Source organism: Phenylobacterium sp. (assembly GCF_030646615.1).
Lineage (GTDB): Bacteria > Pseudomonadota > Alphaproteobacteria > Caulobacterales > Caulobacteraceae > Phenylobacterium.
Window position 1 is genome coordinate 43,365 of the sequence record NZ_JAUSLG010000088.1, and the last position, 13,147, is coordinate 56,511.

Here is a 13,147-nt window from a genome sequence, read left to right on the forward strand (position 1 = left end):
CCGGTGCGCTCGCCAGCGCGCCCTCGTGAGGCTTTGGCCGGTCAGCCCCGGGCGGCGGTCAGCCTGGCCGGCGCCGCAGGCTCGCGACGCAACTCCGACCAGACGTCGTCCACTGCGGCCAGCAGGCGTTCGGCCGTCACCGGCTTGGTCACGTGGCCGTCGGCGCCGGCGGCGGACGAGGCCTGGCCGTGTTCGGGCATGGCGTTGGCCGTCAGGGTGAGGATGTGGGTGCGTCCGCGCCCCTCCGCCTGCTCGCGGCGGCGGATTTCGGCGATGGCGGTCAGGCCGTCCATGACCGGCATCTGCATGTCCATCAGGATCAGGTCGTAGGCGCCGGCGCCCCAGGCTTCCAGCGCCTGGGCGCCGTCCTCCACGCAGGTCAGGTCCACCCCGGCGGCGCCGAGGATCAGTTCGACCACGCGGCGATTGGTGGGATGGTCCTCGGCCAGCAGGACCCGAAGGCCCTCCAGGGGCGGCTCGGCGGCCGCCTCCCTGGCGCTGGCGTCCCACATCTCGACGCCGCCGACACAGCGGGGCAGGTCGAGGGTCAGGGTGAAGATGGCGCCTTGGCCGTGCTGGGACGCTGCGCTGAGCGCGCCGCCCATGGCCTCGGCCAGGGAGCGGGAGATGGCCAGGCCCAGACCCGTGCCGCCAAACCGCCGGGTGATCGAGCCGTCGGCCTGTTCGAAGCGGCTGAACAACCGCCGTCTCGTGGCCGCATCAAAGCCAATGCCGGTGTCGGCGACCTGGAAGACCAGCCGTGATCCGGTTTCGCCGCGCTCGGCGCTGACGCTCAGGCGGACCCCGCCCTGGCTGGTGAACTTCACCGCATTGCCCAGCAGGTTGGACAGGATCTGGCGCAGGCGCGCGGCGTCGCCCTCATAGGCGCCGCAGGCCTCCGGCGCGATCGAGACCTGGAAATCAAGTCCCTTGGCTGTGGCGCTCGGGGCGAACAGGGCGGCGCAGGCGTCGACCGACGCGGCGAGGTCGAAGGGTTCGGGGCGAAGCTCCAGGCGGCCGGCTTCGATCCGGGCCAGGTCCAGGATGTCGCTCAGCAGCGCCTCCAGGGTCTGGGCCGAGGTTTCGATCAACGCGACCATCTCAGCCTGCTGCGGCGCCAATTCGGTGCGGGCCAGGGCGCCGGCCACCCCCATCACGCCATTGAGGGGCGTGCGGATTTCGTGGCTCATATTGGCCAGGAACTCGCTCTTGGCGCGGTTGGCGGCCTCGGCCGCCTCCTTGGCCTTCACCAGTTCGAGCTCGGCCTGACGTTGCTGATCGATATCGCGCATGACGCCGATCACCCGCTCGACGCGGCCCTTACCCGACTTGAAGGCCCTGGCCGCCGCGGTGGTCCAGCGGGGCTCGCCCTTTCCCCGCGGCATGAGGCGGTAGGTCTCGTGGAAGGTCTCGCCGTCGCGGAGATGCCGGTCCCAGGCCGCCATCAGCCGCGGCCGGTCCATGGGATGGACCGCATCCCAGATATGGCGGCTGACCTCATCGAAGGTGGCGCCGGAATGGAGCGAGCGCGCCCCGGCCGCCGTCAGCGTGCCCCGACGATAGTCCATCTCCCACATCTGCAGCTCGCCGATCTCCAGGGCGAACTTCAGGCGTTCTTCGGAACGGCGCGCCTCTTCCAGGGCCGCGACCGAGTCGGTGATGTCCACCGACATGATCAGCAGGCCTGCGACGGCTCCGCTCGCCTCCCGCCAGGGGGCGATCTCAACCCGCAGCCAGCGGGGGGCCCCGCGCCTCTGCACCAGCACCCGGTCATAGTGGGCCGGCTCACCCCTGAGGCACTGCTCATAGGCGGCGCGCCAACGGTTAGCGCCCGGATTCACGTCGTAGAGAATCTTGCCGATCGGGTCGGGGATGTCGCGTTCCTGCCGCCACAGGGGGCTGGCCTGCACGACACGCATGTGGGTGTCGGTGAGGCACAGGGCCACCGGCGCGCTCTCCACAAAGGCGGCCATCAGGGTGTGGGCGGCGTCGACCCGCATCTGCGCCTGGGCGAGATCAGACACCGCCTGATGGCGGCTGCACTCCAGGGCGGCGATGGCGGCGAGGTCGCGCAGGGATTCGGCAAGGGCGGCGTCGAAGTCCCGCGGCTCAGGGCCGGCGACGGCCACGGCGCCCAGGGCCATGCCATTGGGCAGCACGATCGGCGCGCCCGCGAAGAAGCGCAGCGCCGGAGCGCCGGCCACATAGGGGTGCTGGGCCAAGGTAGGGTCGAGCCTGGCGTCGGCGACCCACAGGACATCCTGCGCCTGGGCGGCGAGACCGGCGAAGGAGGTGTCGATATCGATCTGGCGGGTGAAGTCGGCGTCGGCGCTGGCGTGCCAGGTGCGGTCGCCATCGATCAGGATCACATCGCCCAGGCCGCCGCCCATCAGGGACCGCGCCAGATTTCCGATCCGCTCGAAGGTGGGTTTGAGCGCCGCCAGGTCCAGCGCGCCCATGACGGCGATCCGGCGGGCCTTGGCCTGGAGGGCGGCGGGATATTCGACCATGGCCGCGTGATCTGCCTTTTGCTTGTCGGCCAACCTCGCTCGCTCACGGTTAAATTTTTGTGGCTGGGCGCCAATTTTCCTGGGGCCTAGAGCAGCTTGATCTCGCGCAGGCGCTGCTGAAGGTAGCCGTCGGCGGTGATCGGCTCGGGATAACGGTCGGGATGGGCCGAATCGACGCAGGTGGGCAGGGTCGAGATTTCGTAGTCCGGATTGAAGTGCAGGAAGAAGGGCGTCGAATAGCGCGCCACGCCGCGGCGCTCAGGCGCGGGGTTGACCACGCGGTGGGTTGTGGACGGCAGCCGGTGGTTGGTCAGCCGCTGCAGCATGTCGCCGATATTGCACACCAGGGCGCCCGGCGGCGGGTTGATCGCCAGCCAGCTGCCGTCGCGCCGCAGCACCTCCAGCCCGGCCTCCTCGGCGCCCAGCAGCAGGGTGATCACATTGATGTCTTCATGGGCGGCGGCGCGGATATGGGGGCCGTCGCCGGCGGTGGGCGGATAGTGCAGCAGGCGCAGCACGGAGTTGCCGTCGTTCACCGTCGGATCAAAGAAGCTGCGGCCCAGGTCGAGATAGACGGCCAGGGCCTCCAGGACCTTCTGGCCCATGGCGTCCAGGGCGCCATAGAGCCAGGCCACGTCCTTGTGGAAATCCGGGATTTCCTCTGGCCAGACATTGGGCGGCATGACCGGCGCATACGGGTGGCCCGCCGGCAGGTCGCGGCCCATATGCCAGAATTCCTTGAGGTCGTGGTGGGCTTCGCCCTTGGCGGTTTCGACGCCGAACGGGGTGTAGCCCCGCTGGCCGCCCTGGCCGACCACATAGGCGCGCTTGGCGGCTTCCGGCAGGGCGAAGAAGGCCTTGGCCGAAGCAAGCGCTGCGTCGATGCGCGCCTGTTCAAGCCGATGGTCGCTGATCACCGCGAAGCCATAGCGGGTGAAGGACTCGCCCAGGGCCTGGGCGAAGCCCTCGAAGTCCGCCTCATAGGCCCCGAAGGAGACCGGCAGGATGGAGTCAGAATTCACGGGCGGTCATCTCGCAGGGTTGGACGGGCGGGGGCCTTAAATCGGCCATAACGGAACTTCGTAAGGAGGCCTAGCGTTGCCGTAGTCATAACAATTCATCGGAGACACCAGATGCGTCACCTGACCGCCGCTTCTGTGGGCCTTATCGGGGCGTTCGCCCTGGGCGCCTGCACCACCACCGACGGCTATACCGGCCAGCAAGTGAGGAACAACACCGGCACCGGCGCCTTGGCTGGCGCCCTGGGCGGCGCCGCCCTGGGTTACCTGACCAACACCAACAAGAGCTCCGAGGGCCGCAAGAATGCGCTCATCGGCGCAGGCGTCGGCGCCCTGGCCGGGGCCGCAGCCGGCAACTACATGGACCGCCAGCAGGCCGAGCTTCGACAGCAGCTGGCCGGCACAGGCGTGGACGTCATACGCCAGGGCGACAATATCATCCTCAACATGCCCGGCGACGTGACCTTCGCGGTCGATCAGTCCGACATTCAGCCGCGCTTCTTTACGGTGCTGGACGATGTGGCGCGCACCATCAACGCCTATCCTCAGACCCTGGTGGACGTGATCGGTCACGCCGACTCCACGGGCGCTGCGGCCTACAATCAGGCCCTGTCGGAACGCCGCGCCGGCTCGGTGGCCAACTATCTGGTCAGCCGGGGCCGCGTGATGCCCGACCGTCTCTATGTCGCAGGCCGCGGGATCAACGAGCCGCGGGCGACCAACGCCACGCCGGAGGGCCGCGCCCAGAACCGCCGTGTCGAGATCGTCCTGCGTCCCCTGACCAGCTGATCTGACTTAACCCCTGAGACCGGCGGCCTAGCCTTCGGGCCGCCGGTTTTCCGGACTTTCCCACTTGCTGCGCTGCGGCCTAGTATGGGCCATGGCAGACAAGGTTCGCAAAGACGCCGCCGAGGCCCTTGAGGGTCTCCTGTTCGACGGCATGACCATCATGGCCGGGGGCTTTGGCCTTTGCGGCATTCCTGAGAATCTGATCGCAGCGATCCGCGCCCACGGGGCGAAGGACCTGACGGTGATCTCCAACAATTGCGGGATCGACGGCTTCGGCCTCGGCGTCCTGCTGGAGAACCGCCAGATCAGGAAGATGATCAGCTCCTATGTGGGGGAGAACAAGCTGTTCGAGCAGCTCTATCTCTCCGGTGAGCTGGAGCTGGAATTCAATCCCCAGGGCACCTTGGCCGAGCGCATCCGGGCCGGCGGCGCGGGCATACCGGCCTTCTTCACCAAGACCGGCGTGGGCACCCTGGTGGCCGAGGGCAAGGAGGTCCGCGAGTTCGACGGCGAGCCCTATGTGATGGAGCGCGGCCTGACCGCCGACCTCGCCATCATCAAGGCCGATGTGGGCGACACCGCCGGCAATCTGGTCTTCCGCAAGACCGCGCGGAACTTCAATCCGATGATGGCCACGGCGGCCGCCAAGACGGTGGCCGAGGTGGAGCGTCTCGTGGCGCCTGGGGATCTGGACAAGGATCACATCCACACGCCGGGCATCTATGTGGACGCCATCTTCAAGGGCGCAGCCTTCGAAAAGCGCATCGAGCGGGTGACCACGCGGCCGCGGGCGCTCGAGGGCGCCGGCGCCGGGGAGGAAGTCTGATGGCCTGGACAAGGGACCAGATGGCCGCCCGCGCGGCCCGCGAGCTTCAGGACGGCTTCTATGTGAACCTGGGCATTGGCATCCCGACCCTGGTGGCCAATTACATTCCAGCCGGGGTCGAGGTCACCCTGCAGAGCGAGAACGGCATGCTGGGCATGGGCCCTTTCCCCTTCGAGGGGGAAGAGGACGCCGATCTGATCAACGCCGGCAAGCAGACCATCACCGAGCTGGCCTCGTCCTCCTATTTCTCGTCGGCCGACAGCTTCGCCATGATCCGCGGCGGCCATATCGACCTGTCCATCCTGGGCGCGATGCAGGTGGCGGCCAATGGCGACCTGGCCAACTGGATGGTGCCGGGAAAGATGGTCAAGGGCATGGGCGGCGCCATGGACCTGGTGGCGGGCGTCAAGCGCGTGGTCATCGTCATGGAGCACAGCGAGAAGTCCGGCGCGCCCAAGCTGGTCAAGGCCTGCTCGCTCCCGCTGACCGGGCAGGCGGTGGTGGACCTGGTGATCACCGATCTCGCCGTCTTCGAGGTGAACCGGGGGCGCGCGCCCCTGCGTCTCATCGAGTTGGCCGACGGGGTCACTGTGGACGAGGTTCGCGCCAAGACGGAGGCGTCTTTCGAGGCGGCCGCTGCGTAGGATCATCGGGGCGTGACGGGGCGGCTATGGCCCGGATGAAGGACGCGCGATGATGATGAAGACCCACACGCTCGCCGCCATGGTGCTGGCGCCCCTGGCTCTGGCCAGCGCCTCGCCAGCGCCGGCCCAGGCGCCTGCGGCAGCTTCGGGGAAGGCCACGGCGGTGTTCGCCGGCGGCTGCTTCTGGTCGGTGGAGCACGAACTGGAGCAGATCCCCGGCGTGGTCGATGTGGTCGTCGGCTATGCGGGGGGCGCCAAGGCCAATCCCACCTATCGGAACCATGACGGTCATCTGGAGGCGGTGCAGGTGACCTATGACCCGGCGCGGCTGAGCTATGAGCAGCTGACCCTGGGCTTCTTCCGCCGCATCGACCCTACCGATCCCAACGGCCAGATCTGCGACCAGGGGCCGTCCTATCGCACGGCGGTCTTCTACGCCTCCGGGGCGGAGCGGGACGCCGCCCAGAAGGTGAAGGCGCAGGTGGCCAAGGCCCTGGGCCAGGCGGTGGCGACCGAGATTCGCCCGGCCGCCCGCTTCTGGATGGGCGAGACCTACCACCAGGACTACGCCGAGAAGAATCCCGGTCGCTACCAGGCCTACAAGGTCGGCTGCGGGCGCGAGCGGGCGCTCAAGGCGGTGTGGGCAGGCCGGTGAGCGGATCTCTCGGCCGGGGCTGAAAATCCTCGCCGGTGAACATCTCGGCCCGGCGGCTGCGCTCGCCGTCCAGCCAGACATTGACGAACTCGGTCTCGCCGGTGCGGACGAAGTCGGCCTTCATCTCTGGCGTGAAGTCTGGCTCCAGGCTCATGGCCAGCACCCGCTCGCCCTCGGCGGTTGTGAGGGGATCGGTGGCCTCGGCCTGGTTCTGCGGATGGGCGGTGCGGACCCACATGCGCAGGGGCGCCGCGTCGGGCCGGGCGAAGTAGTCCCGGCCGTAATAGGCCGCCGCGTTGAACATGAAGCGGTCATCGACGGCGATGGCCGAGACCCGCAGATCGTGCATGGCGCGATCGGTCATGGCCTCGGTCAGCTGCGACCAGCCCTTGGCGCGCTTGAACCCATTGGCCATGCCCGCCTGCTCGGCCAGATCCGGCGAGATGACGAAGGACAGGAACAGCGCCGCGACCGCCCCTTGGGTCGCCAGGGCGGCGATGTACCAACCCTTGGCCCGCCAGCGCAGCAGCCAGGCCGCGACCAGGATCACCCCCGTGACATAACCCGCCGCCGTCCAGTTGGCGTTGGCCCGGCTGATCAAGGCCTGGAACGTGACGATCAGGAAGACCGGCGCCGTGAAGCAGAGCAGCAGCAGGTCGGCTGGGGTGAGTCGCCGACGCCAGGCCAGGAGCCCCCCGCCGACCACCAGCACCACGAAGGGGATCGGACCAAACACCCCGAACTGTGAGCCGATGAAGTCCAGCATCTCGCCGGGATGAAAGAGATCGCTCGGGCTCCAGTTGGCGTTGGCCGCGGTGTGCGCAACGGTGGCGAAGCCATGGGCGGCGTTCCAGATCAGATTGGGCGCCAGCACCAGCAGCATGGCGCCCAGGGCCGCCGTGATCATGGGCGGCGACCAGATCCGGCGGGCGTCCCGGTCGAGGACCAGATGAAGCGCCACCCCCATCAGGGCGTAGAGCGCCGCATACTTCGAGAGGAAGGCCAGGCCGAGAAGCGCCCCGGCCCCGGCGGCCGCGACCAAACGTCGCCGACCCTCCGCCTGCGGAAGATAAACGTAGAGGGCCAGCCCCCAGGCCAGGCAGGCCAGCAGCGGCGCATCGGTCGCCACCACCGCCGACGACAGCTGCACTCCCGGCATCACATGATAGAGGGCGCTGGCGGCCAGGGCGATCTGCGCGCCATAGAGCCGCCGGGCCAGCACAAAAACGCCAAGCGCCGTGATTGCCTGAAAAAGCGGCGCCGAGAGCCGCACCATCGGCTCGCTGTCGCCGCCTAAGGTGGTCGCCCAGATGCTCCAGGCGACCATGGGCGGCTTTGAATAATAACCGAAATCCAGCGTTCTGGACCAAAGCCAGTACTGGGCCTCGTCCGGATAGAGCTCGAGCGGCGTAATGAAGATGGCCGCCAGGCGCACGGCGGTCAGGGCCACGGTGATCCACAGGGCCATGCGCCAGGCGGCGAGGGCGGAGGGCGCGGCGGGGTCAGTCAAGGGAGTCTCCGGAACGGCTGGGGAACGTTGCTTCCCCAGCAGGCGATGTAAAGGGCGTGACGCCTATGGGTGTGGCGCCACAACAACAGGTTGCCCTCGTCATAAATCCATCACCAACAAGCCCGAAAGTTGCCTGTATAGACCGCCGGACTTCGGAGCGCTTGTGCGTTCGCCCGCTCCGATTCTCGATCGAGAGGGGAATCTCACAATGACGTCTATGAAGCGGCTCGCCAGCGGCGCGGCTCTTACGGCGCTCGTCTGCGCCATGAGCAGCGCCGTCTACGCGCAGGAAACCACGGCCGCAATCCGCGGTCAGATCGTCGACACGCAGGGCGCTCCGGTGGCCGGCGCGACGGTCACCATCACCCACGTCCCGACCGGCGCCACCAGCACCTCCGTCACCGGTATGGACGGCATCTATTCGGCCCGTGGCCTTCGGGTCGGCGGCCCGTACCGCATCGCCGCCACCGCCCCGCAGTTCGAGGCCGGCGCCTCGACCCTGCAGGCCGTCGGCGTGGGCGACGCCGCCCAGGTGGACGTCCGCCTCGGCCGCACCGGCGACGCCCAGGTGGCCGAGCTGGTCGTGACCGCCGCGGCCGGCGCCCCCAGCCAGGGCGGCCCCTCCTCGAACTTCACCTCCGCCGACATCGACTCGCTGCCCTCGATCAGCCGCGACCTGAAGGACGTGGCCCGCCTCGACCCGTTCGCGACCATCGACCCGACCAATTCGGACGCCATCTCGTTCGGCGGCGTGAACACCCGCTTCAACCAGTTGACCGTCGACGGCATCCGCCAGAACGACGATTTCGGCCTGAACAACAACGGCTACCCGACCCAGCGCTCGCCGATCTCGATCGACGCGATCGAGGCGGTCAACGTCTCCTCGGCCCCCTACAGCGTGATCAACAACGGCTTCCTCGGCGGCCAGATCAATGCGGTCACCAAGTCGGGCGGCAACACCTTCTCCGGTTCGGTCTTCTACGAGTATTCCGACAACGACCTGCGCGGCGACACCGCCAACGGCGTCGACTACAGCACGGTCTTCGAGGAAAAGACCTGGGGCGCGACCCTGGGCGGCCCGATCATCAAGGATCGCCTGTTCTTCTTCGGCGCCTATGAAAAGTTCGAAGGCCTGCTCGGCTTCGATACCGGCCCGGTTGGCTCCGGCGCCGCGGTGGTCATTCCGCGCATCAGCGCCGATGCGGTGGAGACCTTCCGCCAGGCGACCCAGTCGCTCTATGGCTACGATCCCGGCTCCTATCTGAGCGGGGCTTTCCCGGTGGAAGACGAGAAGTACCTGGCCAAGCTCGACCTAGTCATCACCGATGATCACCGCGCCTCGGTCACCTACCAGCAGACCACCGGCAACTCGCTCAACGGTTCGGTCAACTCCGTCTTCGCCAACGGCAACTCCACGACCCAGCCGCGGGTCGGCCTGGCCTCGAACCAGTACGACAAGACCGAGGAGCTGATCACCTACAGCGCCCAGCTGAACTCGGACTGGACCGACAACTTCTCCACCGAGCTGCGCTATTCCAACAAGGAAACCGACACCACCCAGATGCCGCTCAGCGGCCTCTCGGTGGGCCAGGTGATCGTGGGCGTGAGCGACCTGCCCGGCGTCGCCACCGGTTCGGGCACGCCGCAGATCCAGTTCGGCGCCGACACCTTCCGGCACGACAACTATCTGAATGTGCAGACCGAGACCTTCGAGGCCATCGGCCGCTACAATGTCGGCGACCATGACTTCCTGTTCGGGGCCCGCACCGAGCAGAACGACATCATCAATGTCTTCGTCTCCAACTCCCTGGGCTCCTACACCTTCGCCAGCTACGCCGACTTCCTGGCCCGTCGGGCCAGCGGCTTCAGCCTGTCGGGCGGCGTCGATCCCACGGCGGGCACGGTCCCGGCGACCATCGGCACGGCCCGCCTCGGCGCGGCGACCTTCGGCTATCGCCTGACCAGCCTCTACGGTGAAGACCGCCTGCAGATCACCCCGACCCTCGATGTGACGGCCGGCGTTCGCTACGACCGCTATTCGATGGACGATACGCCCAGCGAGAACGCCGCCTTCTTCTCGCGTCACGGCTTCAGCAACACCTCGACCCTGGACGGCAAGGACGCGGTTCTGCCGCGGGTCTCCTTCAACTGGGAGCCGCGTACGGACCTGACCATCTCGGGCGGCGTCGGGCGGTTCTCGTCCACCGGCCTGAACGTCTGGATCTCCAACGCCTATTCCAACAACGGCGTGAACCAGACCAACGCCATCTGCCCCGCCGGCCCCTACACCAATGTCGACCTGACCCAGGCCCCGGCCGGCTGCACCTTCACGCCGGGCAACGGCAATGTGAACGCCATCGACCCGTCCCTGCAGATCCCGACCGCCTGGAAGGGCAATCTGACGGCGACCTACGAGGCGGACCTGGGCCGCTTCGGCGACAGCTGGCGCTTCACGGCGGCCTATCTGAAGTCGGTCAACGAGAATGCGCTCATCTGGTACAATCTGCGCTCGGTCCAGACCGGCGTGGCGCCCGATGGCCGTCCGGTCTTCTCTCAGTCCACCGCGGGCTCCATCGCGGGCAATGAAAACGACTTCCTGCTGACCAACACCTCCAAGGGCAGCTCGGAATCGGTCGCCTTCGTGGTCGACAAGGTCTGGCGCGAAGGTCTGTGGGACGGCCTGTCGATGAGCGTCGGCTACACCCACACCGACGCCGAAGACACCAACCCGATGACCAGCTCCATCGCCCAGTCGAGCTATACCCGCTACGGCACGTCGAACCCGCAAGCGCCGGCGTCGGCGACCTCGGACTATGAAGTCCGCGACCGCTGGACGATGAACTTCGGCTATGCCCGCTCGTTCTTCGGCGACAACGAGACTTCGGTTCAGGTGTTCGCCCAGAACCGCACGGGCCTGCCCTTCAGCTACACCTTCGCTGGCAGCCGCACGGGCAACTTCGACAACGACTTCGGCTACAACGTCTCGTCCTATTCGGGCCGTCAGGCCTCGTCGAACGCCCTGTTCTACGTGCCGCAGATGGCCGGCGGTTCGATCACCGCCACCAGCGACCCGATCGTCCAGTACGCGGCCGGCTTCGATGTCTCGGCCTTCGACGCCTTCGTGAAGTCCAGCGGCCTGTCGGCCTATGCGGGCGGCATCGCCCCGCGGAACGCCTTCAACACCCCGGACGTCACCACGGTCGACCTGCGCCTCAGCCAGGAGCTCCCGGCCTTCTTCCCGGGCGGCGCCAAGCTGCAGGTCTATATGGACGTCGAAAACCTCGGCAACCTGCTGAACGACGAGTGGGGCGTGCTGGAACAGTACGACTTCCACCGCTCGGTCCCGGTGGCGACCGTGTCCTGCGTCGCTGCAGGCACCACCACGGCCGCCAGCTGCGGCGCGCCGAACGCGGCCTACCTCTATTCGGGCAACGCCTCGGCCATCGAACCCTATGTCGTGCCGGACGCCTCCCTGTGGCGCGTCAAGTTCGGCGTGAAGTACAAGTTCTGATCGGATCATTCTGACCAGACGGAAGGGGCGGCTCTCGGGCCGCCCCTTTTTTGTTGCGCCGCCCGGGTGCGGCCCTGCTTGACCTGCGGGCTGCGTGCGCCCATCTGCGCCGGTCCCGCCTGATCGGCGCCTGACCCTTGGAAGGGATCGTTGATGAGCCTTGTCGTTCCTGCCGAATGGGCGCCGCACCGGGCCATGTGGCTGGGCTTTCCCAGCCATGGCGAGCTCTGGGGCGAGGACTACGCCCAGGCCCAGGCCGAGGTGGCCGCCCTGGCCCGCGCCATGGCCGGCCCGGGGCGGGAAGCTGTCCGCCTGATGACCGGTTCGCCGGACGGCGAGGCTGCGGCCCGGCGGATGCTGGGCGATGTGGCTGGCATCGAGATCGTCGCCGGCGCCTTTGGCGACATCTGGCTTCGCGACACCGGCCCGATCTTCGCCCGCCAGGAGGACGGCTTCAGCGCCCGCGGGTTCCGGTTCAACGGCTGGGGCGGCAAGTATGTCTATCCCCACGACGAGACCGTGGCCGCCCAGATCGCCGATCATGTCGGCGTCCCACTGGCGCTCAACGACTTCATCCTGGAAGGCGGCGCCCTGGACCATGACGGGTTCGGCACGGTGCTCACCACCGGCCAGTGCCTGCTGAACCCCAACCGCAATCCCGGCTGGAGCGCCGACGCCGCCGAGGCCGCGCTTGGCGAGGCGCTGGGGGTCCGCAAGACCCTGTGGCTGGGCGAAGGCCTGCAGAATGACCACACCGATGGCCATGTGGACAATCTGGCCCGCTTCGTCGCGCCCGGCGTCGTGGTCTGTCCCGTCGCCTTCGGGCGGGGCGACCCGAACATGGACGCCTATGATGACGCCGCGCGGCGCCTGGCCGGTATGACCGATGCGCGGGGCGAGCGGTTGAAGGTGGTGCGCATCCCCTCGCCCGGCTGGGTCGAGAACGCCGATGGCGACTATGTGCCGGCCTCGCACATGAACTTCATCATCACCAATGGGGCGGTGATCGTGCCGACCTATGCGCAGCGCCCGGGCGAGATGGCCATCCAGGCCCTGGAGAGCGTCTTCCCCGACCACAAGGTGATCGGCCTGCCGTCCGCCGCCATCCTGACCGGCGGCGGCTCCTTCCACTGCATCACCCAGCAGGAGCCCGCCTGATGGCCCGCATCATCAAGGTCGCCGCCATCCAGACCAGCTATGGCCTGGATCTCGACGCCAACATCAAGAAGACCGCCGACTTCATCAGAGAGGCCGCCGGTCAGGGCGCCCAGGTGGTCCTGCCGTCCGAGCTGTTCCAGGGCCCCTATTTCTGCGTCACCCAGGAGGAGCGCTGGTTTTCCACCGCCCATCCCTGGCGCGAGCACCCCTGCGTCACCGCGCTGGCGCCCCTGGCGGCCGAGCTTGGGATCGTCCTGCCGATCTCGATCTATGAACGCGAAGGCCCGCACTACTTCAACAGCGTGGTTATGATCGACGCCGACGGCTCGCCCATGGGCGTCTATCGCAAGAGCCACATCCCCGACGGGCCGGGCTATCAGGAGAAGTACTATTTCCGCCCGGGCGACACCGGCTTCCGCGTCTGGGACACCCGGTTCGGCAAGGTGGGCGTCGGCATCTGCTGGGACCAGTGGTATCCGGAGGCGGCCCGCGCCATGGCCCTGATGGGCGCCGAGGCGCTGCTCT

General features: G+C 67.9%; 10 protein-coding genes. 7 read left to right on the forward strand and 3 right to left on the reverse strand.

Annotated features, from left to right (window positions below):
* Nucleotides 1-41 precede the first annotated feature (41 nt).
* Nucleotides 42-2,543, reverse strand: a complete 2,502-nt coding sequence (locus tag Q7S93_RS15550) for an ATP-binding protein (RefSeq protein ID WP_304714853.1) — start codon at nt 2,541-2,543, stop codon at nt 42-44.
* Between the two features lie 53 nt (nt 2,544-2,596).
* Entirely contained in the window at nt 2,597-3,532 is a 936-nt protein-coding gene (locus Q7S93_RS15555) for an isopenicillin N synthase family dioxygenase (protein WP_304714854.1), read from the reverse strand.
* A 111-nt stretch (nt 3,533-3,643) separates the two neighbouring features.
* On the opposite strand from Q7S93_RS15555, the gene Q7S93_RS15560 reads away from it, so the two are divergent.
* The 4 genes from Q7S93_RS15560 (at nt 3,644) to msrA (ending at nt 6,443) form a co-directional block, all read left to right on the forward strand.
* Nucleotides 3,644-4,318: an OmpA family protein gene (locus tag Q7S93_RS15560; protein WP_304714855.1), complete on the forward strand. Its 675-nt coding sequence runs from the start codon at nt 3,644-3,646 to the stop codon at nt 4,316-4,318.
* A 91-nt stretch (nt 4,319-4,409) separates the two neighbouring features.
* Nucleotides 4,410-5,144, forward strand: a complete 735-nt coding sequence (locus tag Q7S93_RS15565; protein ID WP_304714857.1) for a CoA transferase subunit A — start codon at nt 4,410-4,412, stop codon at nt 5,142-5,144.
* Nucleotides 5,144-5,788 carry a 3-oxoacid CoA-transferase subunit B gene (locus Q7S93_RS15570; RefSeq protein ID WP_304714859.1) on the forward strand — a complete coding sequence of 215 codons (645 nt, stop codon included), beginning with the start codon at nt 5,144-5,146 and terminating at the stop codon, nt 5,786-5,788. The genes Q7S93_RS15565 and Q7S93_RS15570 overlap by 1 nt, the downstream gene beginning before the upstream one ends.
* A 49-nt stretch (nt 5,789-5,837) precedes the next feature.
* The gene (msrA, locus tag Q7S93_RS15575; RefSeq protein ID WP_370652182.1) at nt 5,838-6,443 is read left to right on the forward strand and encodes a peptide-methionine (S)-S-oxide reductase MsrA; all 606 of its coding nucleotides are present in this window, start codon (nt 5,838-5,840) and stop codon (nt 6,441-6,443) included.
* Here msrA and Q7S93_RS15580 read toward each other — a convergent pair.
* Nucleotides 6,418-7,953, reverse strand: coding sequence for an ArnT family glycosyltransferase (locus tag Q7S93_RS15580; RefSeq protein ID WP_370652183.1), 1,536 nt, complete (start codon nt 7,951-7,953; stop codon nt 6,418-6,420). The genes msrA and Q7S93_RS15580 overlap by 26 nt on opposite strands.
* A gap of 208 nt (nt 7,954-8,161) precedes the next feature.
* Here Q7S93_RS15580 and Q7S93_RS15585 point away from each other — a divergent pair, with 208 nt between their 5' ends.
* The 3 genes from Q7S93_RS15585 to Q7S93_RS15595 all read left to right on the forward strand — a co-directional run.
* The gene (locus Q7S93_RS15585) at nt 8,162-11,464 is read left to right on the forward strand and encodes a TonB-dependent receptor (protein ID WP_304714860.1); all 3,303 of its coding nucleotides are present in this window, start codon (nt 8,162-8,164) and stop codon (nt 11,462-11,464) included.
* Between the two features lie 153 nt (nt 11,465-11,617).
* The gene (locus Q7S93_RS15590; protein WP_304714861.1) at nt 11,618-12,622 is read left to right on the forward strand and encodes an agmatine deiminase family protein; all 1,005 of its coding nucleotides are present in this window, start codon (nt 11,618-11,620) and stop codon (nt 12,620-12,622) included.
* Nucleotides 12,622-13,147: nitrilase-related carbon-nitrogen hydrolase (locus Q7S93_RS15595; protein WP_304714862.1), on the forward strand; the 526-nt coding region annotated here is incomplete at its 3' end. The genes Q7S93_RS15590 and Q7S93_RS15595, both read left to right, overlap by 1 nt.